Here is a 25,877-nt window from a genome sequence, read left to right on the forward strand (position 1 = left end):
GTCGCGTTTCGCCCAGGACCGGGCCCGCCTGCCGGAGAGTCTTCTGGCTTAGATAACCTTGGAGAAGCGCGTCGTCTGGCCGTCGGCACCGAGGTAATGGTCGAACACCATGCAGATGTTGCGGATCAACAAGCGCCCTGCCGGCATCACCTCGATGCGTCCGCCGTCAATAGTGAGCAGACCGTCTTTTGCCATGCCGTGCAGGCGTTCGAGCTCGCCACGGAAATAGTCGTCGAACTGAATATCCCATCGCTTGCCGACGCGGGCCATGTCGAGCGCGAAGTTGCAGATCAGGTCGGTGATCACATCGCGCCGCAGTTCGTCGTCGCGACTCAACTCGATGCCGCGGAATACGGCCAGCTCGCCGGCATCAATGCGTGCATAGTATTCGTCGAGCGTGCGTACGTTTTGCGCGTAGGTGTTGCCAACCAGTCCGATAGATGTCACCCCCAGGGCAACCAGGTCACAGTGCGCATGTGTCGAATAACCCTGGAAGTTGCGATACAGGTGACCTTCGCGTTGCGCCACGGCGAGCTCGTCGTCCGGTCGGGCGAAGTGATCCATACCGATATAGACATAACCTGCCTTGGCCAGATGCTCGCCCACCTGCTGCAGGATCTCGAGCTTCTGTTCTGCTGACGGCAGCTCGTCTTCGTTGATCCGCCGCTGCGGCTTGAAGCGTTCGGGAAGATGCGCGTAATTGAATACCGACAGCCGTTCGGGCTCGGCTTCGAGCACCCGATCCAATGTTGCGATGAAAGAATCTGCCGTCTGCAGTGGCAGGCCGTAGATCAGGTCCATGCTGATCGAGCGGAAGCCTTCGCGCCGCGCCGCGGTCAAGGCGCCGAAGGTCTGCTCGGCCGTCTGAATGCGGTTGACCGCTTTCTGCACTGCCGGATCGAGGTCTTGCAGACCCAGGCTCATGCGGTTGAAGCCGATCTCACGCAGCAGTCCGATGGTCTCGTCGGTCACCTCGCGTGGATCGATCTCGATCGAATACTCACCGCTGTCGTCGTCCAGTAACTGGAAGTGACGGCCGGTCTTGGTCATCAACTCGCGCATCTGGTCGTGGCTGATGAAGGTCGGCGTACCGCCGCCCCAGTGCAGCTGCTCCACCGGGCGGCTGCGGTCGAACAGTTCGCCCTGCATCGCCAGCTCGCGATACACGCGGTCGAGATACGGCTGCGCACGCGTGCGGTCCTTGGTCGCCACCTTGTTGCAGGCGCAGTAGAAACACACGGTGTCGCAGAACGGGATGTGGAAATACAGCGACAAGGGTCGGCCGCTGGCATTACTGGCCTCGGCGGCAGCGCGGTATTGCTGCGGCCCGAATCCGTCGTGGAACTGCACCGCGGTCGGGTACGAGGTGTAACGCGGGCCGGACTGGTCGTAACGCTTGATCAGATCCTGATCGAGAACGAGTGTCTGTTGCATAGCGGTCATTCTAGACGTCCCCCACCCGGCGCGGACTGACGAGCGTCAAAAAGGTTGTCAGCCCTCGTCGGGCACATCCAGACCTTTTCGATGCGTTTCGTTGATCTGTTTGAGCAGCGTATGAAAGGGAATCTGGTCTTCGTAGCGACGCACCACGTCCATAAAAGCCAGGTCTTCGCGGCCGAACTGGTAGCTGCCCGATAGCATCGCATCGTAGACCTGTTGCACTCCTTCCTCGAGCGGTTCGATAAACGCCGGGAAACGCTGCAGGTCTTCCATTTCGTACAGCAGGCAGTCTTTCAGATCACCCACCTCGAACACGGCCTGTTTGACCCATTCCGCATACTCTTCGGCACTGCGTGCGCGGTGCAGACTCATGCCAGGCTCTCCTCGAATTGCTCACGATACTCGTTCACCTGCTCGGCGGTCAGCAGGAACACCCCGTCGCCGCCGCGCTCGAAATCCAGCCACAAAAACGGCACATCGGGATAGCGAGCCATCAGCAGATCGGCACTGGCGCCGACTTCGATCACGATGATACCACCGGGCTGAAGGTAATCGGCGGCTCCCGCCAGGATGCGCGCGACGACATCCATACCGTCGTCGCCTGCTTCGAGGCCGAGCTCCGGCTCATGCCGGTACTCTGCCGGCAAGGTCGCCATCTCGCGGGTGCTGACGTACGGCGGATTGCTGACGATCAGATCGTAGCGCTCGCCGTCGAGCCCATCGAACACGTCGGCGTGCAGCGCACGCACCCGGTTATCGAGTTGGTGGCGTTCGATATTGCGCGCCGCCACGTCGAGCGCGGCCTGCGAGATGTCGCCGAGATCCACCAGGGCGTTCGGAAAGGCATAAGCGCAGGCGATACCGATGCAGCCACTGCCGCAGCACAGGTCCAACACGCTGCCGACGTGATCGGCATCCAGCCACGGTTGAAAGCCTTCCTCGATCAACTCGGCGATCGGCGACCGCGGGATCAGCACGTTTTCATCGACGAAGAATTTCAGCCCGGCAAAACGCGCCTCGCCGATCAGGTAGGCCGCCGGTACGCGCAGATCGACGCGCTCGGTAAACAGCCCTTCGATGCGCGCCGCCTCATCGCCGGTGACACGTGCATTGAGATAGTCCGCCGGCAGATCGTGATCCAGGTGCAGCGAATGCAGCACCAGCGCGAGCGCTTCGTCGATCGCGTTGTCGGTGCCGTGTCCGTAGAAAAGACCGGCCTCATTGAACCGACTGGCGCCCCAACGGATCCAATCCCGTAGTGTTATCAGTTCATGTTGTTGAGGACTCTGCATGCCCGCTCCCATTGATGCCCTACCCCGATTCGTCGGCACCGGTAGATTTCAGACCTTGCTGCCGGTGGCGCGGCGCACACTATAGTCGCAAAGCTGCTTTCCTTATACTTTGGCCCACACAGGCGACGCCGCAACCCCACGACGGTCAGGACATCCTTTTGCCGAAAATCTTCCACTCTCTGAAACTGCAGATCATTGTCGCAATCGCTGTGCTGACCGCGCTGTTTGCCGCCTCCACGCTGTATTCCCTGCATGTGATCGACCAGCAGCACAGTGACGACGTGCTGGTTCAGCTCGCCGGCCGGGTGCATTTCAATCAGCAACACCTGACCGTACAAGCGATGCGCTACCGCGAGAACGCACCGCGCGACTATCCCAGCTACTACCGCGACCTGCGGCTGTACTTCGAAGATCTGAAAAAGACCCGCACCGAACTCGATCAACTGATCACTGCGTTCGCCAACAACCGCTTCGACGCGTCGCTGACCGGGCGGCACATGGCGATGCAGCCGCACCTGCCGCCCGAATCGCACGCCGTCGCCGGGCAGCTCGCGGCGGAATGGGAGAGTTTCATGCAGCAGTTCGATGAGCGCATCGGGCCGGACAAGGACGAACCCCGTCTCGAGTGGGCGGCGGAATTGATCGGTGAGCAGAACGAGACGTTGGAAAAGATCTCGCAGACGCTGATGTCGACACTCAAGAAAGACGTCGAGGCCCGCGCACAATGGGCCTACATGGTAAACCGCCTGCTGCTCGGCGCGGCGCTGCTGGTATCGGTCGGCATCGCCGTCTGGTTCTATCGCGGTGTCATGGCGCCGATGACGACCACCGTCGAGGGCTTTAAGCAGGTCGCCAACGGTGATTTCTCGCACCGCGTACCGGTGCTGCGTAACAACGAAATCGGCTGGCTGGCGAGCGCCTTCAACCACCTCGCGACCCGCATGGATGGCCTACGCAAATTGTTGACCCGCCTTGAACAGGGCGCCGATCTCGAGGGCACGTTGAAAACCCTGTCGGAGACGCTGCCACCGTTGATACCCGTCGACTGGATCGGCGTATTGATCATCGCGCCGGGCGGCGATATCTATCTCGAGAAGGCGTACAGCGACGGCAAGCCCGAACCGATCGGGCGGCTGCGCTTTCACCCCGATCAGACGCTGCTCGAAGAGTGCATCAACACCAGCGAACCGCTGCACATCCCCGATGTCCGCGAGACCTCGCAACTCTCCGAAAGCTATGTCTTCCTACGCAAACTGGCAGAACTGGGCAGGCGCGATGCGATCTTTCTGCCGATCAGTAACAGCGCCGGTGTGCACGGGGTTGCGGTGTTTGCCAGCCGCTACCCAAACAACTACCGTACCGAACACCTTGCCTTGTTGCGTAACCTCGGCGTGCTCGTCGGCATCAGCCTGGGCCGCACCATCCAGCTTGTCGAAAACGCACGCCTGGCGACCATCGGTCAATTCGCATCCGGCATCGTGCACGAGATTCGCAATCCGCTGGCGACTATCGGTTTGGCGCTGGAGCATTTCGAGGGGCTCGACGGCCTGCCGCAAGGCGCGCAGAAACGGCTGACGCTCGCATCGAATGAGGTCGCCCGCCTGGAACGGTTACTGGCCGACATACTGCTGTACGCCAAGCCGATGACACTGCAGCGCGAGATACAGGACGTATGCAGCATCGTCAGCGAAACCATCAGTGCCGATGACGAGCACCACGAACGCACCTTGTTCGAAGTGAATCCCTGCCCGCCGATCCCCGTCGACGCCGACCGCTTGCGGCAGGTGCTCATCAACCTGGTAAACAATGCCAGACAGGCCAGCCCGCCGGGCGAGCCGATAAGAATCAGTTGCGCCACCATCGGTGACAGCTGGGTCGAGATCACCATCGCCAACGCGGGCGAACCGATCCCGCCGAAAACGCTCGAGCGCGTGTTCGAACCGTTCTTTACATCGCGCACACACGGTACGGGCCTGGGACTGCCGATATCGCAGCGCATTGTGGCTGCACACGGCGGCGAGATCGAATTGAAATCGGATGAAGGTGGAACGCGGGCAGTGGTGCGCCTGCCGACCGAGGCAGGCGCGGAGGAATCGACGCTATTCGATCAGGCAGCGCTGGACGCTGAGTCGGCCTGACCCTGCTTGGATTGATAGTCGGCGATCGCTGCCTTGATGGCGTCTTCGGCGAGTACCGAGCAATGTACTTTGACCGGCGGCAACGCCAGCTCTTCGGCGATCTCGGAGTTTTTGATCTGCCGCGCCTCGTCGAGCGTCTTGCCCTTGACCCACTCGGTAAGCAGTGAGCTGGATGCAATCGCCGAACCGCAGCCGTAGGTCTTGAACTTGGCGTCTTCGATCACACCCTGACCGTTCACCTGGATCTGCAGACGCATCACATCGCCGCAGGCAGGTGCGCCGACCATACCGGTACCGACGTTGACCGCCGCTTTGTCGAGCACCCCGACATTGCGCGGGTTTTCGTAGTGGTCGATGACCTTGTCACTGTAAGCCATGGTTACTCACCCCAAATCAGAGATATGCGCAGGCGAAAGCGGTGGCCGGCAAGCCAGCCACCGCCCCACTCGGATCGCATCATTTTACGCCGCTTCGGTCTTCAGGCCGACAACCTTGGATTCGGCCTTCTTCTCACGACGCGCCGCTTCGCGTACTTCGCCGCGCTCGACCAGATCGTGCAGCGTGATGTCGCTGAGGAAGATGAAGATCTGCTGGCTCAGGTCGTCCCACAGGCTGTGGGTCAGACAGCGCTGCCCGTCCTGGCAGTTCTGACGTCCCTTACAGCGCGTGAACTCGACCCATTCGTCGACCGCGCAGATGATGTCGGCGATCGAAATCTCGTCGGATTCGCGGCCGAGGTAATAGCCGCCACCCGGGCCACGTACACCGCGCACCAGGCCTTTGCCGCGCAGCGCAGCGAACAACTGCTCAAGATACGAGAGCGAGATGCCCTGGTTCTCCGAGATGTCTGCCAGGGTGACCGGTCCCTGCTTGCCGTTGATCGCCAGGTCCAGCATCGCGGTCACTGCATAACGGCCTTTGGTTGAAAGTCGCATAGTCGATTCCTCGTGTGTTGCACGGATGCCGTGCAATTACCTAGTAATTTGCTCGGATAAGAAATTAGCAGTAACCGAGGAAATTAGTCAACATTAAATTTGTCCATATCCTGTCCAAGATGACCTGGACACAGCGGACTTTGGGCGGGAAAAGCTGTTGCAGAGAGAACCAAATTCCAGAACGACACCGCGACAAAATACCGCGGCGGGTAATGTAATCAGCGTTTTTGCAGGACGCTCAGGTGAGACCCAGGGCGGGCTCGCGCAGGGCGCTCACGTCGTCGACGAACAGATGGCCCTGACGAACACAGAACGCCAGCCATTTCAGCACGAACAGGTTGAGGCGCCACTTGTTCAGCAGGCCCGGCGCCTCGTACAGGCGATCGGTCGGCAAGGTCTGCTGGCGCAGGTCTTCCACCTCGACCTGACGGGCATCATGGTAAACGCGCAGCAACGCATCCGGGTCGGACAGGTTGCCGTCGGAATGGGTAAAGCGGTAGGTCAGGCGGATCAGCGTGGTGTAGCGGGTCTGCTCGATGATGGTGAGATGCAGATCCTGGTGTTCGTCGCGCACCGAACAATGCTCGCCCTGCAGACGCTTGAGCTGTGGAATCAGGCTGAGCAGATACTGGTAGTTTTCTTCACACAACGCCTGCAGGTCACCAACAGACGGTGGCGTGTGCAACCAGCGGTGTAAATCTGTACGGCGACTGAACTGCATGGCTCTACCTGGCGAACATCAGGTCTCAGTATAGCCGCCGCACGTGACCGGGGTGCGAATCACCCCGGCTTGGGAAGGGTCAGGCCTGGCTGCCGGATTGCTGATCTGCGACCTGGCGGCGCACTTCGTCCATGTCGAGTTCGCCGGCCTTGGTAACCAGTTCACGGAAGGCCGACTCGGGCAATGCGCCGGCTTCGCTGAAGATGATGATCTTGTCACGGAAGATCATCAGCGTCGGGATTGAGCGAATCTGGAAATGCCCCGCGATCTCCTGTTCGTCTTCGGTGTTGACCTTGGCGAACACGATATCCGGGTGATCTTCAGAGACCTTTTCGTAGGTCGGCGCGAACGACCGGCAAGGACCACACCACGGCGCCCAGAAATCCACGATCACGAATTCGTTGTTGGTCACAACTTCTTCGAAGTTGTCTTTGGTCAGCTCGACGACAGCCATGGCGGTCTCCCGGAAACTTGAGTCAATAAGCGCCAAAGTATATCACAGAGCGCTAATTTACGCCGAAAGCACAAAAGCCCGGAGTTACCCGGGCCTTTGCTTCGTGACAGGCGTGATTCAGGTGATCAGCCGTCCAATCCGGCGAAGATGCCCTCGCGGATATCGTCGACACTGCCGACGCCATTGATCTTCACATACTTGCAGTTACCGGCATCGGCCTCTTTGCTGTAGAAGCTGATCAGCGGCTCGGTCTGGTCGTGATAGACCTTGAGGCGCGCCTTGACGGTCTCTTCCTGGTCGTCGTCGCGTTGAATCAGCGGCTCGCCGGTTTCATCGTCCTTGCCTTCCACCTTCGGTGGATTGAATACGACGTGATAGGTACGACCCGATGCCAGGTGCACGCGGCGACCCGACATACGTTTGATGATCTCTGCATCGGGCACGTCGATCTCGACCACGGCATCGATCGGCACGCCAGCCTCTTTCAGTGCTTCGGCCTGTGGAATCGTGCGCGGGAAACCGTCGAACAGGTAACCCTTCTTGCAGTCGTCGTCTTTGATGCGCTCTTTGACCATGCCCATGATGATGTCGTCCGACACCAGACCGCCTTCGTCCATGATCTTCTTCGCGGCGACGCCCAGCTCGCTACCGGCCTTGACGTGCGCCCGCAGCATGTCTCCGGTCGAGATCTGCGGGATGCCGTAGCGTTCTTTGATGAAGTTGGCCTGGGTTCCTTTGCCGGCACCTGGGCCGCCAAGAAGAATTACGCGCATGTGGTTCTCCCCTCTGATGTCATCTGACGTTTTCTAGGGTGCGGAGTCTGCCACACGGGAAGCAGAAGTCACCATTCGAGCGTCTGAATAGGTCGATTCAGGGTGTTTATCAATAGTTACTGATAAAGTGACGCAATGCTCATCGCGCAAAAATCGCGAAACGGCGAGCCTACTATTTATAGATGCCGATCGATTCCATGCGCCTTCAGGCCCCAGGCAAACAGCGAACCCAGGCGACGGTCGGTCTGGCGCAGGCGACAGGTAAGGATGTTGAACAACTCTTTCAGCACCACGTAGCCGAATTCGGGGTGATGGTCGAGATAGTCTGCGAGGGCTTCGGCCTGGTAAACCAACAGGTCGCACGGCTCGACCGACACCACCGTCGCCAGGCGCGGGCCGTCGTCGAACAGGCTGAGTTCACCGAACACCTCCTGCTCGCCCAGATCGCAGATACCCGGCTGGATGTGACGCCGATCTTCGAGCTCGATGCGTTCGAGCACCCTGACACAGCCCCGCTCGATCAGATAGACGCCGCGTTCCTCGGAACCCTTTTCGATGATTGTCTGACCACCATCGTAGTGCCGGCGCTCGGCAATACCGCTTTCGACCAGTCGGGCATCGCTGAGGATGCTGTGGATATCGGACATGTCGACCTCGCTGTGACTGCACGTTAAGCACCGGTACACAGCGCCCCGCCGGGAGTAAGCTGCTACGACTTGCCCGAAGAAGCTCCAGATGCATGTGTAACAAAGATATCACTTACACTGCCGGGCCACAGCGGCGCATGCTCGATCGCATTTGATAGACATCAGCCATTCAGACATGTCGCCGACACAACAAGCAGAAGGAGAATCGCGTGAAACTGGCCCGTTGTATCGACAGTGCAGGCAACACCCGCTGGGTACAGCCCCTCGACAATGGCCGCGCCCTCGCCTGCCATGGCGACAATCTTTTTGACGGCCTGCGCCCCGGCGACGACGAGGTCGAGGTGACGCGCTGGCTGGCGCCGGTGCGCCCGACCGACATCTACTGCATCGGCCTGAACTATCGTGCGCACGCCGCAGAGACCGGTGCCAAGCTGCCGGAGCATCCCGTGGTCTTTATGAAACCGAGCACGGCCGTAGCCGATCCCGATCAACCGATCCTGCTGCCGGCAGCCTGCGAACACGGCCCGGAAGTGGACTACGAAGCGGAGCTTGCCGTGATCATCGGCAAGACCGCGCGCAACGTGCCGGTCGATCGCGCGCTCGACTATGTGCTCGGCTATACCTGCGCCAACGATGTATCTGCGCGCCGCTGGCAGAAACACGCCGGCGGCGGTCAGTGGGTGCGCGGTAAGAGCTTCGATACCTTCTGCCCGCTCGGCCCGGTGCTGGTCACCGCCGACGAGATACCCGACCCACAGACGCTGCCGATCCGCTCGGTCCTCAACGGCGAGACGATGCAATCGAGCAACACCGGCGACATGATCTTCTCGGTAGCGGAGTTGATCGCCTTTCTGAGCCGCGACACCACGCTGATCCCGGGCACGGCGATTTTGACCGGCACACCGGAAGGCGTCGGCTTCGCGCGTAAACCGCCGGTCTACCTGGCCGACGGCGACCGCATCGAGGTCTCGATCGACGGCATCGGTACGCTGAGCAATCCGGTAAAGAACGCCTGAGCGCAGACACAAAAAAACCGGCGCCACAGCGCCGGTTTCTGCATCAGCCGATCGATGAGGATCAGGCCGACATATCGAGCATCAGCCGGTTCAGGCGGTGGACGAAACCGGCCGGGTCTTCCAACTGACCACCTTCAGCCAGCAGTGCCTGGTCGAACACGACCTTGGCCAGCTCGGCGAATTTGTCTTCGTCGGTCTCCTTGTCCATACGGTCGAGCAACGGGTGTTCGAGGTTGATCTCGATGATCGGCGTCGGCATCGGTGCATCCTGGCCGAGCTGCTTGAGTACGCGCGCCAGGTTCTGGCTCATGTCGTAGTGATCGACTACCAGGCAGGCCGGTGATTCGGTCAGGCGGCTCGACACGCGCACCTCTTTGACGGTGTCGCCCAGGGCCGTTTTGACGCGCTCGATCAGGTGCTTGTGCTCTTCGGTCGCCTTCTCGACCTTTTCCTTGTCTTCCTTGTCTTCGAGCTCACCCAGATCGAGTTCACCCTTGGCGACCGACTGCAGGTGCTTGTCCTTGAAATCGGTCAGGTGCGAGACCAGCCATTCATCGACGCGGTCGGTCAGCAGCAATACCTCGATGCCCTTCTTCTTGAAGACCTCGAGATGCGGGCTGTTGCGCGCGGCCGACAGGGTGTCGGCAGTGATGTAGAAGATCTTCTCCTGCTTCTCTGCCATGCGCTCGATGTACTGATCGAGCGAGACGTCCTGCGCGTCACCCTCCGACTTGGTCGTGGTGAAGCGCAGCAGGCCGGCGATCTTTTCGCGGTTGCCGAAGTCTTCGGCCGGACCTTCCTTCAGCACCTTGCCGAACTCGCGCCAGAACGTCTGGTACTTCTCGGCGTCGCCTTTGGCCAGCTTCTCCAGCAGACCGAGCACACGCTTGACGTTGGCCGAGCGGATGCTGTCGATCTTCTTGTCGTGCTGCAGGATCTCGCGCGACACGTTCAGCGGCAGATCATCGGAGTCGACGACACCTTTGACGAAGCGCAGGTAGTGCGGCATCAGCTTGTCGGCCTCGTCCATGATGAACACGCGACGCACATACAGCTTCACGCCGTGCTTCTGTTCGCGGTCCCACATGTCGAACGGCGCACGCGACGGCACGAACAGCAGCGACGAATACTCATTGGTGCCCTCGACGCGGTTGTGCGCCCAGGTCAGTGGGTCTTCGAAATCGTGGCAGGTGTTCTTGTAGAACTCGTGGTACTCCTCGTCGGTGACGTCCGACTTGTTGCGCATCCACAGCGCCGTGCCGCGGTTGACCTGCTCCCACTCGGGCTTGGCGGGCTCTTCGCCCTCTTTAGGCTCCGGCACCTCGCCGAGCATCTCGACCGGGATTGCGATGTGGTCGGAAAATTTGTTGATGATGCTGCGCAGGCGCCAGCCATCGAGGAATTCTTTGTCTTCTTCGCGGATGTGCAGCACGATCTCGGTACCGCGCGCTGCGCGCTCGACGTTCTCGACCGTGTAGCTGCCCTCGCCGCTCGACTCCCAACGCACACCCTCGTCGGCCTGCATGCCGGCGCGACGGGTGGTCAGGGTGACCTTGTCGGCGACGATGAAGGCGGAATAAAAGCCGACACCGAACTGGCCGATGAGTTGGCTGTCCTTGGCCTTGTCACCCGACAGGTTCTCGAGGAATTTCTTGGTGCCCGAGCTGGCGATCGTGCCGATGGTCTCGTTGACCTCCTGGCGGCTCATGCCGATGCCGTTGTCCTCGATCGTGATCGTGCCGGCTTCCTGATCGACCGCCACACGGATGCGCAGCGTCGCGTCGCCTTCATAGAGGGCGTCATTGCTGAGCGATTCGAAACGCAGCTTCTCAGCCGCGTCGGAGGCATTCGAGATCAGCTCCCGCAGAAAGATCTCTTTGTTGGAATAGAGTGAGCGGATCACCAGGTTCAGCACCTGGCTGACTTCGGCCTGAAAATCCAGGGTTTCCTTCTGCGCAGTCGCGGTCATTGTGGGGCGGTCCTCCAGAGGTTTTTCGCGATGGCGCGACAAATGGGGTCAGCAAAGCGGGATTTCAAGGGTGCGCTGTGGTTAAAATCCCCCCCAATCTTTCGCAACGCAGAATCCCATGCCAAGTACCACATACTCCACCGCACCGTACACCGACCAGCGCCCGGGAACCTCCGGGCTGCGCAAGCGCGTCGAGGTGTTTCGGCACGGTAACTATCTGAAAAACTTCGTACAATCGGTTTTCGACACGCAAACCGAACTGGCCGGCAACACGCTGGTACTCGGCGGCGACGGCCGGTTTTTCAACCGCGACGCCATCCAGGTGATTCTGAAAATGGCGTCGGCCAATGGCATCGGCCGGGTGATCGTCGGCCAGGGCGGCCTGTTGTCGACCCCGGCGGCATCGTGCGTGATCCGCAAGTACAAGGCGGCAGGCGGACTGATTCTGTCGGCCAGTCACAACCCCGGTGGCCCGGACGGTGACTTCGGCATCAAGTTCAACACCGCCAATGGCGGCCCTGCGCCCGAAAAAGTCACCGAAGAGATCTACGCGCGCACCCTCGAGGTCGGCAGCTACCGTTTGTGCGACGCGGCCGACGTCAACCTCGACAAGATCGGCGAGTACACCTTGAACAAGATGCCGGTGCAGGTCATCGATCCGGTCACCGATTACGCCGAGCTGATGGTTTCGATCTTTGATTTCGGCGCGATCAGCGCCCTGCTCAAGGGCAGCTTCCGGATGCGCTTCGATGCCATGCACGCGATTACCGGACCGTACGCCAAGCGCATCCTCGAACAGATGCTCGGCGCGCCCAAGGGCACGGTGATCAACGGCGAACCGCTCGAAGACTTCGGCGGTCACCATCCCGATCCGAACCTGGTGCACGCCGCCGAGCTGGTCGAGATGACCCGTGGGCCCGAGGGCGTGGATTTCGCCGCTGCGTCTGATGGCGACGGCGACCGCAACATGATCCTCGGTCGCGACTTCTTCGTTACCCCGAGCGACAGCCTCGCGGTGCTTGCGGCCAATGCCACCTGCATCCCGGCGCACCGCAACGGCATTGCCGGCGTGGCGCGCTCGATGCCGACCAGCCAGGCAGTCGATCGCGTAGCCACCGCCTTCAACATCGAGTGCTTCGAAACACCGACCGGCTGGAAGTTTTTCGGCAACCTGCTCGATGCCGGCCGCATCACCTTTTGCGGCGAAGAAAGCTTCGGTACCGGGTCGGATCACGTTCGCGAGAAAGACGGCCTGTGGGCAGTACTCGCATGGCTCAACGTGCTGGCGATCCGCAAGCAATCGGTCGCCGAGATCGTGACCGCGCACTGGCAGCAGTACGGTCGCAACTACTATTCGCGCCACGACTACGAAGGTGTGAAGAGCAAGGCCGCCGACGAACTGATGGCCGGTCTGCGCGCACGCCTGCCGGAGCTTCCGGGAACGCTGCTCGACGGTCTCGAAGTGAGCTACGCCGACGACTTCGCCTACACTGACCCTATCGACGGCTCGATCAGCCAGAAACAGGGTGTCCGCATCGGCTTCTCCAGCGGCTCACGCATCGTGTTCCGCTTGTCAGGCACCGGCACGGTCGGCGCCACCCTGCGCGTGTACCTCGAGGCCTACGAGCCCGATCCAAGTCAGCAGTCGCTCGACCCGCAGGTCGCGCTCGCCGGCCTGATCACAACCGCGAACAACCTTGCCGGGATTTCGTCCATCACCGGTCGCAAGAAGCCGGACGTCATTACCTGAGGTCATTCAAGAATATGAGCGTTAGACATTGGTGCCGTGTCGAAGTCGACGGTGCCCCCTGGCTCGGCCGGCTCGACGGCGACACGATACTGCTGCACGAAGGCTCGCTGTTCGACGCACCGAAACCGGTTGATCGTCGCGTCGACATCGCCGATGCCAAATGGCTGGCGCCCGTCGTGCCGCAGCAGTTTCTCGGCCTGTGGAACAACTTTCACGAACGCCAGCAACTCGAGAAGACGCAGATACCGGATTTTCCGCTGTACTTCGTCAAGCTGGTCGACTCTTTGTCGGCGCACGAGCAAGAGATCAGGCGACCGCCGGGCTTTTCGGGCAGGGTCAAGTTCGAGGCGGAACTGGGCATCGTGATCGGCAAGACCTGTTTTCAGCCACCGCGCGACAAGATCGATGACGTGATCTTCGGCTATACCTGCGTCAATGACGTGACTGCGCCCGACATCCTGTTCGCCAACTCCGAGTTCCCACAATGGTGCCGCTCGAAAAGCCTGCCCGGCTTCGGACCGATCGGCCCAATGATCGCCGAAGGTATCGACCCGGCCGGCCTGCGGGTGCGCGGCGTGCTCGACGGCGAGCCGAAGCAGGACTACCCGGTCAGCGACATGATCTATTCGCCGCAGGATATCGTCTGGCACATCGCGCGCGAGATCACGCTCTACCCAGGCGACGTGATTGCCTGCGGTACCTCGGTCGGCGCAGCCGATATGGCAGACGGCCAGACCATCGTCATCGAGATCGACGATATCGGGCGGTTGAGCAACCAATTGATGATTGGTTGAATCCGGACAAGGCAGCAAATGCCATATACCTACACGGGTAGGCTTCGACGACAAAACAGTTGTATTCCTCGTGTCGCGGTGATCCTATCCGTCAAGTTGCAATAACGGACGGCTTGCATGAGCGATGTAGTCAACGAGGTGGTCAAAGACGTCGTCGATGTCGGAAAGATAGAGACCGTCGCCAAGACCTTTTCGGAACGTTTCCTGGTCCTCGTGCAGGACCCACTCTTCTGGCTGCAGTTTGCCGTTATCGCCGGCGTGTTCGTCATCGCGCGCTGGCTGCTCACGCCGCTGCTCAAGCGCTATCTGAACACCTGGGCCGAACGCTGCACGCGTGTGCCGAGCTTCCGCCGGCCCTTGATGGCGATTCGCGAAGTCGCCAACCCGATTGCCTGGTTGGCCCTGCAATGGATCGCCATCGAGATCGTGACCCGCCTGGGTTGGCCGAACCGCGCAATGATCATCATCGCCAGCCTACTGACCGCCTGGCTGTTGATCCGCCTGGTGACCATGCTGGTCTCCAATGCGGCCCTCGCCCGTTTCATCGCGATAACCGCCTGGACCATCGCCGCGCTGAATATCTTCGGCATGCTCGATCCGGTCGCCAAACTGCTCGACTCGTGGGCGTTTTCGCTCGGCGAACTGCGCGTATCGCCGCTCACCGTCATCAAGGCAGCGCTGTCCTTGTGGCTTGCGCTGTGGTTGGCCAATGGCCTGGCGACGCTGGTCGAGCGCCGGCTGGAACGCTCGCAGGAGATTGCGCCGTCGATGCGGGTGCTCGGCTCGAAGCTGACGCGTATCGCACTGGTCACAGCCGCCATCCTGATCGGCTTGTCGGCGGTCGGCATCGACTTCACCGCGCTTGCGGTGTTCAGCGGTGCACTCGGTGTCGGTCTCGGTTTCGGTCTGCAGAAGATCTTCTCGAACCTGGTCAGCGGCGTGATCCTGCTGATGGACAAGTCGATCAAGCCGGGCGACGTCATCGCCATCGACAACACCTTCGGCTGGATCAATCACCTCGGCCTGCGTTACACCTCGGTGATCACGCGCGACGGCACCGAGCACCTGATTCCGAACGAAGACCTGATCACCCAGCGTGTGGAGAACTGGTCGTACAGTGACGACCTGGTGCGCCTGCGCATCCCGATCGGCATTTCGTATAACTCCGACCCGCGCCTGGCGATCAAGCTGTGCGTCGAGGCCGCATCGATGGTGCCGAGGGTGCAGCTGCAACCCGAGCCGCGTTGCCAACTCAAGGGCTTCGGTGACAGCTCGGTCGACTTGGAGCTACGCATCTGGATCAACGACCCGCCCCAGGGTCGCGCCAACGTGATCAGCGATGTGATGCTCGAGGTATGGGATCGCTTTCACGAGCACGGCATCGAGATTCCGTTCCCGCAGCGTGACCTGCATGTGCGTTCGGTGCTCGGTGAAAACGAGCTGCAGGCGCTGGCAGACGCACTGCGAGCGCCGAACCCCGAGGGGAAAACGGCATGATGCAGACAACGCTGTGCCGCAAAGGTGAAGCCGTCGAAGGTGGTCGCGAACTCATCGACGCATGGCGCACCGACGACACAGCCTGGCTATGGATTGATTTGCACGACGAACCCAAAGAGGTCGAACACGGCCTGCTGGTCGACGAGCTGCATTTCGACGAGTTGGCGGTCAAAGAAGCACAGCGACCGCGTCATCCGCCGGGCTTCGCGCCGTATTCCGACTACCTGTACCTGTTGCTCAAACCGCTGACGGCCGAATCGGAGAACCTGGAGTTCGACACCCTGCAGCTTGCAGTGTTCGCCGCTCCGCGCCTGCTGGTTACGCGCCACAGCAAACCTTCGCGCTACCTGAGCCGCCTGCACAACAAGCTGCGCACCGACGGTTGCGCCAATACCTCGCCGATGAAGCTGATGGCGGCAATCGCGCGACGCGTGACCAATCGTTACGGCAAGATCCTGCTCGACCTCGAACAACGACTGGATACGATCGAAGACACCCTGTTTCAGGCACGCACCGACAGGCTGATGCAGGAACTGGTCGGCTACAATACGGCACTGCGCAAAATGCGCCGCATACTCACCTACCACACCGACGCCTTTCTCTCGTTGCGCGATCATCTCGACGGCGAACCAACCGAAGACTGGCACGTCGAGTTCGACGATATCCATGCGTTGATGGAGCGTTTTCACAGCCTCGCCGATCTGTATCAAAGCGTGATCAGCGACCTGATCGAGGCCTACATCAGCCTCAATGGCCACCGCCTGAACCAGATCATGAAGGTGCTGACGATCGTCACCGTGATCTTCGTACCGCTGACCCTGCTGGTCGGCATCTACGGCATGAACTTCGAAAACATCCCCGAGCTGAAATCACAGCACGGCTATTTCGTTCTGCTGGGCACGATGGTGACCATCGCGGTGCTGCTGCTGGCGTGGTTCCGCAAGGTACGCTGGCTGTAGCGACAACCCTCAGTAATGCCGCTCGACCCCGACGCGTTGCATGATCTCGATCGCCAGTTCCTCGATCGATACGGTCGTACTGTCGATGAACGGGATCGCATGGCTGCGGAACAGGTTCTCGGCCGCCGACACCTCCTGGCGGCAGCGCGGCAGGCTGGCATAGTCCGACCCCGGGCGGCGTTCTTCGCGGATGCGATGCAAACGGTCGGGTGAGATCGTCAGGCCGAACAGGCGATCGCGGTGCGCGCGCAGCGGCTCGGGAAAGCCGCCGAGCATGAAGTCGTCTTCGGTCAGCGGAAAGTTGGCCGCCAGTACCGCATATTGCATGGCGAGGTAAAGGCAGGTGGGCGTCTTACCGCAACGCGACACACCAATCAGGATCAAGTCGGCCTTGTCGAGACCTTTGAAACGTGAGCCGTCGTCGAAGTTAAGCGCGAAGTTGACCGCCTCGACCCGGCGATCGTAGGCGCCGATATCGCCCATGCCGTGGCTGCGTCCGACATGCCCGCTGGAGGGGATGCCGATCGCCGCCGACAGTTGCGGCAGGTAGGTATCGAAGATATCGAACACCTGCGCATTGGCCTTGCGCAACTGCGCGCGCATCCCCTCGTCGACGATGCTGGAGAACACCACGGGCGGCGCTTCGTCGTCGCGTGCCGCCGCATCGATTTCGCGCACCGCGGCGTCGATCTTTGCCGGGGTGTCGAGAAACGGCAACACCATGCGGTCGCAGCACTGGTCATCGAATTGCGACAACAGGGTACGGACCAGGTTTTCGAGCGTGATACCGGTGCGGTCAGAGATTATGAACAGCGTGCGCGACGGATTAGCCATACCGGACTCTTGTTATTCACCGCCCGACAACGGCGGGCAAAGCCGAATCTTAGCAAAGGCTGTCGCCGATGCCCCGCGCGAAAGCATTGAATCGCGGCGCATTGCACCCCTTTACCCTGAAATTATCATTGCCCCAAGTCGGCGCTTTTTTGCAACAATGTGGCTATGAGCGAAACCAACCGACAGCAGCGCCGTGAGTCGCTGGCCAGACGCTTGCGTCAACTGGTCGACCCGAACTTTGTGCTGAGTTCCGATGAAGAACTCAAACCTTATGAATGCGACGGCCTCGCCGCCTACCGCGTCGTGCCCCTGCTGGTGGTACTGCCGGGCAGCATCGAAGAGGTGCAATCGGTGCTGCGTGTGTGCAACGAAGAACAGACCATCGTCGTTGCACGCGGTGCCGGTACCGGCCTGTCGGGCGGCGCCCTGCCACATGAAGACGGCGTGCTGCTCAGCCTCGCGCGCCTGAACCGCATCATCGAGATCGACCCGAACAATGCCTGCGCCCGCGTACAGCCCGGCGTGCGCAACCTGGCGATCAGCGAAGCGGCCAAACCACATGGCCTGTACTACGCACCCGACCCGTCGTCACAGATCGCCTGCTCGATCGGCGGCAACGTCGCCGAGAACGCCGGCGGCGTGCATTGTTTGAAGTACGGCCTGACGGTCAACAATCTTTTGTCCGTCGAGCTGATCACGATCGAAGGCGAACGCGTCACGCTCGGCGGCAGCGGCCTGGATGGTCCAGGTTACGATCTGCTGGCGTTGGCGACAGGCTCGGAAGGCATGCTTGGCGTGGTCGTCGAAGTCACCGTGAAGCTGCTGCCGATACCGCAGCGTGCGCAGGTCGCATTGGCCGCGTTCGACAATGTCGAAACTGCCGGCCAGGCGGTCGCCGACATCATCGCCGCGGGCATCCTGCCGGCCGGCCTCGAGATGATGGATAACCCCTCGCTGCGCGCCGCCGAGGACTTCGTGCATGCCGGTTACCCAATCGATGCAGCGGCCGTACTGCTGTGCGAGGTCGACGGCGGCAACGAAGAGGTTTCTGAAGACATCGCGCGCGTGCGCCAGCGTCTGCTCGATTCGGGCGCGACCGAGGTGCGCACGGCCAACGACGACAACGAGCGCGCACGCTTTTGGGCCGGACGCAAAGCCGCCTTCCCCGCGGTCGGCCGTATCTCACCCGACTACTACTGCATGGACGGCACCATCCCGCGCAAACACCTGCCGCGCGTGCTGCGCGAGATCGCCGATTACTCGGCCGAGTCCGGCCTACGCGTGGCCAACGTGTTCCATGCCGGTGACGGCAACCTGCACCCGTTGATCCTGTACGACGCGAACAACCCAGGCGAGCTCGAGCTGGCCGAAGAGGTCGGCGGCAAGATCCTGGAGCTGTGCGTCGAGGTTGGCGGCACGATCACCGGCGAGCACGGTGTCGGCATGGAGAAGATCAACCAGATGTGCGCGCAGTTTCCGCCGGAAGAACTGCAGCTGTTTCATGACGTGAAGGCGGTATTCGATCCGCATACCCTGCTCAACCCGGGCAAGGCGATCCCGACGCTAAACCGCTGCGCCGAGTTCGGCGCAATGCACGTGCACAAGGGCGACCTGCGCTTTCCGCACCTGGAGCGATTCTGATGAGCGCCAACGATATCGCCGAGGCGCTCGCCGAACAGGTTCGCGTCGCCGCAGAGAAAAAGCAGCCGCTGAACATCGTCGGCTCAGGCAGCAAAGCGTTCTATGGTCACGCGGTCGACGGTGAAACGCTCGACCTCAGCGAGCACACCGGCATCGTGCGCTACGAACCGACCGAACTGGTGCTCACTGCGCGCGCCGGCACGCCGGTCGACGAGATCGAGCAGACACTCTCCGAACAGGGCCAGATGCTCGCGTTCGAGCCGCCCAAGTTTGGCGGCAAGGCGACCATCGGCGGTGCAGTCGCCAGTGGCCTGGGTGGCCCACGTCGTCCGTGGGGTGGCGCACCACGCGACCTGTTGCTCGGCGTGAACCTGCTCGACGGTCAGGGGCGCATCATGCGCTTCGGTGGCGAGGTCATGAAGAACGTCGCCGGTTACGATGTGTCGCGCCTGATGGCCGGCGCACTCGGCACGCTCGGTGTATTGCTCGACGTGTCGATCAAGGTGCTGCCGGCACCCAAGGTCGAACGCAGCCTGGTTCTGAGCATGCCGCGCGACCGTGCACTGCACATGATGCGCGAACTGTCGCGCCAACCTGCGCCGCTGTCTGGCGCCTGCCATTTCGAAGACCGTCTGTACCTGCGCCTGTCGGGCAACGCCGCCAGCGTCGCAGCCTGGGAAAAACAGATCGGCGGCGATGCCGGTGGCGGCAGCGGCTTCTGGTACGAACTGCGCGACCACAAGCTCGGTTTCTTCAATAGCGACGAGCCCTTGTGGCGCCTGTCGCTGGCACCTGCCTCGCCACGCCTGAAATGCGAAAAGCGAGTGCTGACCGACTGGGCCGGTGCGCAACGCTGGGTAATCACCGATACGCCGGCCGACGAGATCCGCGCCGAGGTCGCAAAAGTCGGAGGACATGCCATACTGTTTCGACATGGCGACGACAAAACTCCGGTGTTCCACCCGCTCGATCCGGTCAAGCAACGGCTGCACAGCGGGCTCAAGCAGACATTCGATCCGCACGGCATCCTCAACCCGGGGCGCCAGTACCCGTCTATCTAATTTAGGTCGATCTGGTTTCCGTCGATTCAGTGTTCGTCGACCAGGACTGTGGCTGACCGCAGCCCTGTTGCTCGGTCTGTCATCGAGCGCCAATGCCTTCCTGTGCCTAAAGATGTTTTCGGGCAACAACCATCGACCGGTGAATATGGCCTATTACGGCCAATATCCTCATCCGGCCTATCGTCTGCCGTCGATCATGCCGTACCAGGCCCAGGTGCCGCAGCGCCGCAAGGTCACCACGCAACGAACGGCGCCACAGCCGATGTGGCGGCCGATCAAGGCCTCACGCCAGATGCAGTATCGCTACTAGTCCCTCTTTAGCACCCTACCCCGCTCGCCCGCAGTAAAAGATCGCGGCACGAGCAGTTAGAATATCTCTCTAAATTCTGATTCAAGAGGTATTCCCGTGGACGAACGTCAGGTAGATGTCGCCATCATCGGTTCCGGCAGTGCCGGCCTGTATGCAATGGGCAAGGTGCGGCCGTCGGGCAAGTCGGTGGTGCTGATCAACGGCGGCGAAGTGGGCACGACCTGTGCGCGCGTCGGCTGCATGCCGTCGAAGGCCGTCATCCAGGTGGCTGAAGACTTCCACCGTCGCGGCGTATTCAAGCGCTTCGGTCTCGAAGGCGACGAGAGCCTGCGTCTCGATGTGACCGAAGCGATGGAATACGTGCAGGATCTGCGCGACATGTTCGTCGAGCGCGTCGTGTCGAACAGTACCGACAAGATGCCCGAAGGCATGTTCATCGACGGCTTTGCGCGCTTCGTCGAACCCGGTGTGCTTGAGATCGACAACGGTCAGCGCATCGTCGCCGACAAGGTCATCATCGCGACCGGCTCACGCCCGATTGTTCCCTCAGCGTGGGAACCGTTCCGCGACCGCATCATCACCACCGACGAGTTCTTCGAGCTCGAAGACCTGCCCGAATCGATCGCCGTCATCGGCCTCGGCGTGATCGGCCTGGAGATCGGCCAATCGCTAAACCGACTCGGCTGCCGCGTGGTCGGCATCGACGCCAAGACTGAGATCGGCGGCCTCTCTGACCCGGCCGTATCCGAAGCGGCCATCGACATCATCGGCAAAGAGTTTCCGATGTGGCTCGGCGAAGGCGCGCAGATCAGCGAAGGCGCCGACGGCAAACTAAAAGTATCCGCCGGCGACAACAGCATCGAAGTCGACCGCGTGTTCGCCAGCATCGGCCGCACACCCAACGTCGACAAACTCGGCCTCGACATCATCGGCGCACCGGTCAACGAACGCGGCATACCTGTATATAACCCCAACACCATGCAAGTCGGCGACCTGCCCGTATTCGTCGCAGGCGACGTGACCGGTGAACGCCCGCTGCTACACGAAGCCGGCGACGAAGGCCGCATCGCCGGTCAAAACGCCGTCAGCGACAACGTCACCGCCTACCAGCGCAAGACCCCGCTCAACATCACCTTCTGTGATCCGAACATCGTGCAGGTTGGTATGCGCTACGCCGACCTCGACCAAGAAACCACCGCCGTCGGCCAGGTCCAAATGGCCCCGGTTGGCCGCGCACTGATCATGGCAAAGAACAAAGGCATCATCCGCGTGTACGCCGAGAAGGCCACCGGCAAGATGCTCGGCGCCGAGATGGTCTGCATCAAGGCGGAAAACCTCGGCCACCTGCTTGCCTGGAGCATCCAGCAGGGACTGACCGTTGGACAGTTACTACAAATGCCGTTCTATCACCCGGTAATCGAAGAAGCCCTGCAGGCTGCGCTGTACGATTTGTATAGCAAGGTGGATGCGAAGAATGAGGGGGCGATTACCGAACTGGTTGCACTTTGATTTAGCATTTCGGCAGGGCTGTTCTGGCCCTGCCAACTTTCACGTCCCTACCCGGGATAGATCCCCTTGATGCTCGGCATTCAGACCTTCCCCGCCCATCGCTCACACTCGCTAATCGCAACTACCTCCCAATTACCCCCGAAGCAAGTAGACGCCCCCACGCTATGTTGCTTGAACATTCTGCATTTGCCGACGATTATTAGGCGTAGAACATCTGCATTCTGCAGCTCAGGAAGAAATACAACAGATATGGAACATCTGCGCCCGCCCCCACTTACGGCCGAAAGCTCCAAATTTACTCGATGTGATATACAGACTCTGTCTATTAGACCGAACAAAGAGTCTGTCTGTTTCATTGGGCGTAGAGTCTGTCTATCTCGCTGTTAGGCTAAGAGAACCCGATGATGGTGTCGAAAAAAGATATTCATGATTTTATGGCGGCACGTGATGTTCTTAAGGCGAATATCGAGATGTTTCACGGGGGCACTCGCGAACTCTACAGGGTTATCGCCAGCGAATTAAGAAAGCTCACGTGTGATGGAAAAAGCACTCTTCTTACGCGAATGTTTCATGATCTGAGGCTGCATCCAGTAAGGGGGTCGTTGAATAAGATGCCTGCACACTTACGAGAGAATATTATTTTGCATATCCCATCAGCTATGCATTTCGATGGAAAAGGGGGCTGCAAAATTACCAGTTTATTTGATCAACGTGCGGAACCGCTTGCAATAAGAGATTGGCTTGATCAGCCACTATTTAGTAAAGATGTCACTATAGAGAAACTGATTCGGTCAGTTGCGGATAAAAAATCAGCGCATTCGGATCCAAAATATAACGAAACATTGCTCTTTGCGAAATCGGTGAAGCTCATTGATGAGGATATGCATAAACAGCATATTGTCGCTATAGGTGAATACGTGCTAAGCGTAATGGAAGGCGCAATCCGGCAATACCCCAATGTGCTCAAGAGTAAAGCCTAACAAGGCGGTCAAGCCGTTCGCCTGCGGCTCACTCGGACGTTCAGCACTCCGCGCCTGCTCGCGCATGGCTTCGCCATTGTTGCCCGATCAGCCGCTCCATGCTGAACGCCGCTTACCTTGGCGTTATGTTCAGCAGGCAAGATCTCAATTGGTCCCACCATCGCAGAATCTTGCTTAAATCTACTTTGTATTATTTAAACGAATTAATTCGATTAACCGGGGAAATGGAATGAAACACTTAAATATTGTGGGACTTGTTCTCTTCTTGGTTTATTGTTCGGGTTCAAATGCAGTCATTCAGAACGAAATAGACGAACTGAAATCTAAAGAATTGTGTGGAAAAGTGCTTGAAAAAACCACATGTCCTAAAGGAGCCTTTCCTGAAATATGCGCTGGTGTTCAATCAGATAATCTTGACATCATTAACCAAATAAAAACTCATTGCGATGAAATCGAAGAGCCCAAAAGCATAAATAGTATTATTGTTGACAGTTTAAAGCCGTATAAAGATGAACTGATCGCAGCAATTATAGCCGTCCTCTTAGCAGCACTTGCATCGCTGAAAGTTCGTATGCATCGATTAGCTGAATCGGCCAAAATTGCCATTTCACGGTTAGCCTACCCATTATTCGAAGAGTACGAATCCTACGATTCACGTGCTCTAAATATTGTCCTCATTGGCGAAGGTGGTAGCGGTAAAACCACACTTATCCGCGCACTATCGGGCGCTCCGGAAGCCGCACCAGATATTGCAACAGATGACATATCTACATATTCATTGGTTCAAGAAGTTACTGTTGAAAACGACAATTCAAAAAAACGAAGACTATTCCGATTGTATATTGATGATTATGTTGGGCAGAATTTCATACGTGCGTTAAAGGATGAGTCGATCAACAGTAGACTAAAAAGCATACCTTCAGCTTTTCCCGTTATTGTCGTAGATCTGTTCCCTAAGACTACAGAACAGAATGGAAATCGTTTTAAAACTTTCGACCAAGATCGTATAGATTATCAATTAAGTATCTACAATGACGTGGTAATTCAACTAGCAATGAGCAGATCGATTGGTACCAAGGATATTGTTCTATTTATAAATAAAATAGACAAATTACAATCAGTTACAGAAAAAAGTAAGAAAAATGCAGAAGAAGCCTATTCTCTTTTAATCGAAAAACTAAAAGATATTAGAGGCAAACGAGTGCATGTCATTGCAGGTTCAGCCCAAAATGGATTGGGAGTAGTAGGATACTCAGAAGGTAATAACGAAGATCGGAGCTTGCTCGAAATTATCCATGATATTTGTATTGAAGATGGAAAAAGGTATCAGTAAAAATGAATCGAGACCCAAGAAGAAGGCGAGACGAAGATTTTAGCTACAGCGAATCTAGTTATTCGAGTGTTTCTCGGCCACAGAAGAACAATGCGTCTAGTAGTCCAAATTGGTGGTCGAAATGGACTTTGGTTTTTATTATGATAGTTCTTATATTTGGAAGTGCAACATACATTGTTCTGACTAACATCAATAATAGAGTTGCTGAGTCAGATCAAACCATTGAGGATCTCAGGTTAAAAATGGAGGACATACTAAAGGAACGCGAAACACTCAACTTAAAAATAACAGAGAATGACAAATATCAAAATGCTAGTGCAGAACAGCTTGCATCCTATAGGCAGGAAATCTATAGACTTCAAACTCGTGTAGACGACCTAAGCCAAGAGCTTAGAAAAGCTCTTTCAAGGAACCCGGCACTACCAAAGGCAAAAAAAATAGATGGGGAATTAGAGGAAAGCAGAGAAGATATAAAACGCCTCTCCAACAGTGCATTTAGGGTGTCAGTATATTGTTATTGGAACATTTCGTGTGCAGACACAATAGATGGCTTAAAAAAATCACTATTTAGTGATTTAGGTTTCCGGCAAGGAGATATAAACAGCTGGTCAAATACAACAAGAACGACTGTTTTTTATTATGCAGATATAGCAAAAGAAAAGGCCGACATCGTTGCTAGGGAAGTTTCAAGACAGACTAACAAAACAGTTGTTCCTGAGTTAGGAGCTGGGGCAAATGTGAAAGAAGAAGAGAAACCTACTTTAATAATTGTATGGATCAGGTAAATACTTAGTTCAAATTAATATTTAATGTAGTGTTTAAACAGAACATAACAATTGCATCCACACGGATCAGAATCTTGCCCCGAAAATGTAGACACCTCGATCTAACGATGTGGGGGTGAGAGATGCCGAAAACCGGACCGAAGCGGACGCAGCAGTACAGCGAGGAATTCAAGGCAGCGGCGGTGCAGCTCAGTGCGCTGCCGGACGTACGGATCAAGGATGTTGCCGAAGCGTTGGACATCCACGCTTTCATGCTGTCACGATGGCGGAAGGAAGCCCGGGAGGGACGCATAGTGACCAAGAAGCGGTTGCCCGATGTGGATCAGGAAGTCGAGGCGGAGCTGAAGCGGCTCAAGCAGATCGAGAAGGAACATAAGCTCCTTAAGACGGAGCATGAGCTGCTAAAAAAGGCCATCCGGTTCTGTTCAAGTCGCGATTCGAAGTCTTCGAATTCATAGAGCAGAACCTGCACGGGTATCCGGTTGCGATGACGTGCCGTTTCTATGGCGTGAGTCGTGCGGGTTACTACAAATGGCGCCGGCGTGAGCCGAGCGCACGCGACAGGGAGGATGCATTGCTGCTGGAGCACATCAACGACATCCACCGGCGGAGCCGGCGGATCTATGGCAGCCCGCGGGTCAAGGCGGGTCTGGCAGCGCGTGGCTACCGCGTCGGCAGGAAGCGCGTCGCACGGCTGATGCAGATCGAAGGGATCCGCGGCCGCTCTGCGGACCTTTACTATGCCAGCCCGGGGCTTGATGCGCGCTATAGCGAGATCCCGAATCGGGCGCGGGAAATCGCGACGTGACCGGGCCGGACCAACTCTGGGTGGGCGACATCACCTTCCTCAAATTGGGCAGTCGCTGGTTGTACCTGGCGGTCGTTATGGATCAGTACAGTCGGCGGGTGCTCGGTTGGGCGCTGGGATATTGTGCACCGGCCGCCTTCGAACTGAGGTGTGCAGCGTGAAACCGGTTTCTACTTTGGTGGGGCAACATTCTGCCTGTGGCTCACTCGAACGCAATACTCTCTGGTGCCT

At 58.6% G+C, this 25,877-nt stretch carries 27 protein-coding genes; 16 read left to right on the forward strand and 11 right to left on the reverse strand.

Going from position 1 to position 25,877, the window contains the following annotated elements; all coding sequences use genetic code 11:
- Window positions 1–48: 48 nt before the first annotated feature.
- Genes hemN through prmB form a run of 3 tightly spaced genes read right to left on the reverse strand, consistent with a single transcriptional unit; the run spans window position 49 to window position 2,732 of the window.
- Window positions 49–1,434, reverse strand: coding sequence for an oxygen-independent coproporphyrinogen III oxidase (gene hemN, locus B1781_RS14070; protein WP_078120260.1), 1,386 nt, complete (start codon window positions 1,432–1,434; stop codon window positions 49–51).
- Window positions 1,435–1,491: 57 nt separating this feature from the next.
- Window positions 1,492–1,812, reverse strand: coding sequence for a general secretion pathway protein GspF (locus tag B1781_RS14075; RefSeq protein ID WP_078120261.1), 321 nt, complete (start codon window positions 1,810–1,812; stop codon window positions 1,492–1,494).
- On the reverse strand, window positions 1,809–2,732 hold the full coding sequence (prmB, locus tag B1781_RS14080; protein ID WP_125932092.1) for a 50S ribosomal protein L3 N(5)-glutamine methyltransferase: 924 nt from the start codon (window positions 2,730–2,732) through the stop codon (window positions 1,809–1,811). Before prmB ends, B1781_RS14075 begins: the two co-directional genes overlap by 4 nt.
- A 158-nt stretch (window positions 2,733–2,890) precedes the next feature.
- Here prmB and B1781_RS14085 point away from each other — a divergent pair, with 158 nt between their 5' ends.
- Window positions 2,891–4,870 carry a sensor histidine kinase gene (locus B1781_RS14085; protein WP_164513397.1) on the forward strand — a complete coding sequence of 660 codons (1,980 nt, stop codon included), beginning with the start codon at window positions 2,891–2,893 and terminating at the stop codon, window positions 4,868–4,870.
- Here the strand turns inward: B1781_RS14085 and iscU are convergent.
- The 6 genes from iscU to B1781_RS14115 form a co-directional block, all read right to left on the reverse strand.
- Complete coding sequence (gene iscU, locus B1781_RS14090; protein WP_078120264.1) at window positions 4,840–5,247, reverse strand: Fe-S cluster assembly scaffold IscU; 408 nt, start codon at window positions 5,245–5,247, stop codon at window positions 4,840–4,842. The genes B1781_RS14085 and iscU overlap by 31 nt on opposite strands.
- Window positions 5,248–5,331: 84 nt before the next feature.
- Window positions 5,332–5,805, reverse strand: coding sequence for an Rrf2 family transcriptional regulator (locus tag B1781_RS14095; RefSeq protein ID WP_078120265.1), 474 nt, complete (start codon window positions 5,803–5,805; stop codon window positions 5,332–5,334).
- Window positions 5,806–6,043: 238 nt separating this feature from the next.
- The gene (locus B1781_RS14100) at window positions 6,044–6,526 is read right to left on the reverse strand and encodes a DUF1249 domain-containing protein (protein ID WP_078120266.1); all 483 of its coding nucleotides are present in this window, start codon (window positions 6,524–6,526) and stop codon (window positions 6,044–6,046) included.
- A gap of 79 nt (window positions 6,527–6,605) precedes the next feature.
- On the reverse strand, window positions 6,606–6,980 hold the full coding sequence (gene trxA / locus B1781_RS14105) for a thioredoxin (protein ID WP_078120267.1): 375 nt from the start codon (window positions 6,978–6,980) through the stop codon (window positions 6,606–6,608).
- A 125-nt stretch (window positions 6,981–7,105) separates the two neighbouring features.
- Window positions 7,106–7,753 carry an adenylate kinase gene (gene adk, locus B1781_RS14110; protein ID WP_078120268.1) on the reverse strand — a complete coding sequence of 216 codons (648 nt, stop codon included), beginning with the start codon at window positions 7,751–7,753 and terminating at the stop codon, window positions 7,106–7,108.
- Window positions 7,754–7,929: 176 nt separating this feature from the next.
- Window positions 7,930–8,400: a Crp/Fnr family transcriptional regulator gene (locus B1781_RS14115; protein WP_078120269.1), complete on the reverse strand. Its 471-nt coding sequence runs from the start codon at window positions 8,398–8,400 to the stop codon at window positions 7,930–7,932.
- A 209-nt stretch (window positions 8,401–8,609) separates the two neighbouring features.
- Here B1781_RS14115 and B1781_RS14120 point away from each other — a divergent pair, with 209 nt between their 5' ends.
- Complete coding sequence (locus tag B1781_RS14120; protein ID WP_078120270.1) at window positions 8,610–9,416, forward strand: fumarylacetoacetate hydrolase family protein; 807 nt, start codon at window positions 8,610–8,612, stop codon at window positions 9,414–9,416.
- 61 nt (window positions 9,417–9,477) lie between these two features.
- Here B1781_RS14120 and htpG read toward each other — a convergent pair whose 3' ends face one another.
- Entirely contained in the window at window positions 9,478–11,385 is a 1,908-nt protein-coding gene (gene htpG, locus B1781_RS14125; protein ID WP_078120271.1) for a molecular chaperone HtpG, read from the reverse strand.
- A 118-nt stretch (window positions 11,386–11,503) separates the two neighbouring features.
- On the opposite strand from htpG, the gene B1781_RS14130 reads away from it, so the two are divergent.
- From B1781_RS14130 to B1781_RS14145, 4 genes are all read left to right on the forward strand, one after another.
- Window positions 11,504–13,135 (forward strand): alpha-D-glucose phosphate-specific phosphoglucomutase, encoded by a 1,632-nt coding sequence (locus tag B1781_RS14130; protein ID WP_078120272.1) that lies wholly within the window; start codon window positions 11,504–11,506, stop codon window positions 13,133–13,135.
- A 14-nt stretch (window positions 13,136–13,149) separates the two neighbouring features.
- Window positions 13,150–13,929: a fumarylacetoacetate hydrolase family protein gene (locus B1781_RS14135; protein ID WP_078120273.1), complete on the forward strand. Its 780-nt coding sequence runs from the start codon at window positions 13,150–13,152 to the stop codon at window positions 13,927–13,929.
- Between the two features lie 117 nt (window positions 13,930–14,046).
- Window positions 14,047–15,426 (forward strand): mechanosensitive ion channel family protein, encoded by a 1,380-nt coding sequence (locus B1781_RS14140; RefSeq protein ID WP_078120274.1) that lies wholly within the window; start codon window positions 14,047–14,049, stop codon window positions 15,424–15,426.
- On the forward strand, window positions 15,423–16,385 hold the full coding sequence (locus B1781_RS14145; RefSeq protein ID WP_078120275.1) for a magnesium transporter CorA family protein: 963 nt from the start codon (window positions 15,423–15,425) through the stop codon (window positions 16,383–16,385). The genes B1781_RS14140 and B1781_RS14145 overlap by 4 nt, the downstream gene beginning before the upstream one ends.
- Before the next feature lie 9 nt (window positions 16,386–16,394).
- Here the strand turns inward: B1781_RS14145 and B1781_RS14150 are convergent, their stop codons facing one another.
- Window positions 16,395–17,219, reverse strand: coding sequence for a pyruvate, water dikinase regulatory protein (locus B1781_RS14150; protein WP_078120276.1), 825 nt, complete (start codon window positions 17,217–17,219; stop codon window positions 16,395–16,397).
- 165 nt (window positions 17,220–17,384) lie between these two features.
- Between B1781_RS14150 and B1781_RS14155 the strand changes: the two genes are divergently transcribed.
- The 10 genes from B1781_RS14155 (at window position 17,385) to B1781_RS14190 (ending at window position 25,807) form a co-directional block, all read left to right on the forward strand.
- Entirely contained in the window at window positions 17,385–18,860 is a 1,476-nt protein-coding gene (locus B1781_RS14155) for an FAD-linked oxidase C-terminal domain-containing protein (RefSeq protein WP_078120277.1), read from the forward strand.
- Window positions 18,860–19,921, forward strand: coding sequence for a glycolate oxidase subunit GlcE (gene glcE, locus B1781_RS14160; protein WP_078120278.1), 1,062 nt, complete (start codon window positions 18,860–18,862; stop codon window positions 19,919–19,921). The genes B1781_RS14155 and glcE overlap by 1 nt, the downstream gene beginning before the upstream one ends.
- A gap of 67 nt (window positions 19,922–19,988) precedes the next feature.
- Complete coding sequence (locus B1781_RS23205; protein WP_078120279.1) at window positions 19,989–20,231, forward strand: hypothetical protein; 243 nt, start codon at window positions 19,989–19,991, stop codon at window positions 20,229–20,231.
- A 96-nt stretch (window positions 20,232–20,327) separates the two neighbouring features.
- Window positions 20,328–21,740 carry a dihydrolipoyl dehydrogenase gene (locus B1781_RS14170; RefSeq protein ID WP_078120280.1) on the forward strand — a complete coding sequence of 471 codons (1,413 nt, stop codon included), beginning with the start codon at window positions 20,328–20,330 and terminating at the stop codon, window positions 21,738–21,740.
- A gap of 401 nt (window positions 21,741–22,141) precedes the next feature.
- Window positions 22,142–22,720, forward strand: coding sequence for a hypothetical protein (locus B1781_RS14175; RefSeq protein WP_078120281.1), 579 nt, complete (start codon window positions 22,142–22,144; stop codon window positions 22,718–22,720).
- Between the two features lie 229 nt (window positions 22,721–22,949).
- On the forward strand, window positions 22,950–24,053 hold the full coding sequence (locus tag B1781_RS22970; RefSeq protein ID WP_125932093.1) for a GTPase domain-containing protein: 1,104 nt from the start codon (window positions 22,950–22,952) through the stop codon (window positions 24,051–24,053).
- A gap of 140 nt (window positions 24,054–24,193) precedes the next feature.
- Window positions 24,194–24,838 carry a hypothetical protein gene (locus tag B1781_RS22975; RefSeq protein ID WP_125932094.1) on the forward strand — a complete coding sequence of 215 codons (645 nt, stop codon included), beginning with the start codon at window positions 24,194–24,196 and terminating at the stop codon, window positions 24,836–24,838.
- 122 nt (window positions 24,839–24,960) lie between these two features.
- Window positions 24,961–25,296 carry a transposase gene (locus B1781_RS14180; RefSeq protein WP_078120282.1) on the forward strand — a complete coding sequence of 112 codons (336 nt, stop codon included), beginning with the start codon at window positions 24,961–24,963 and terminating at the stop codon, window positions 25,294–25,296.
- Between the two features lie 116 nt (window positions 25,297–25,412).
- Window positions 25,413–25,646, forward strand: coding sequence for an IS3 family transposase (locus B1781_RS14185; protein WP_164513398.1), 234 nt, complete (start codon window positions 25,413–25,415; stop codon window positions 25,644–25,646).
- Window positions 25,643–25,807: a DDE-type integrase/transposase/recombinase gene (locus B1781_RS14190; protein WP_078120284.1), complete on the forward strand. Its 165-nt coding sequence runs from the start codon at window positions 25,643–25,645 to the stop codon at window positions 25,805–25,807. Before B1781_RS14185 ends, B1781_RS14190 begins: the two co-directional genes overlap by 4 nt.
- Window positions 25,808–25,877: the final 70 nt, after the last annotated feature.

The sequence above is a fragment of the Thiosocius teredinicola genome (assembly GCF_002009425.1).
Classification (GTDB): Bacteria; Pseudomonadota; Gammaproteobacteria; order Chromatiales; family Chromatiaceae; genus Thiosocius; species Thiosocius teredinicola.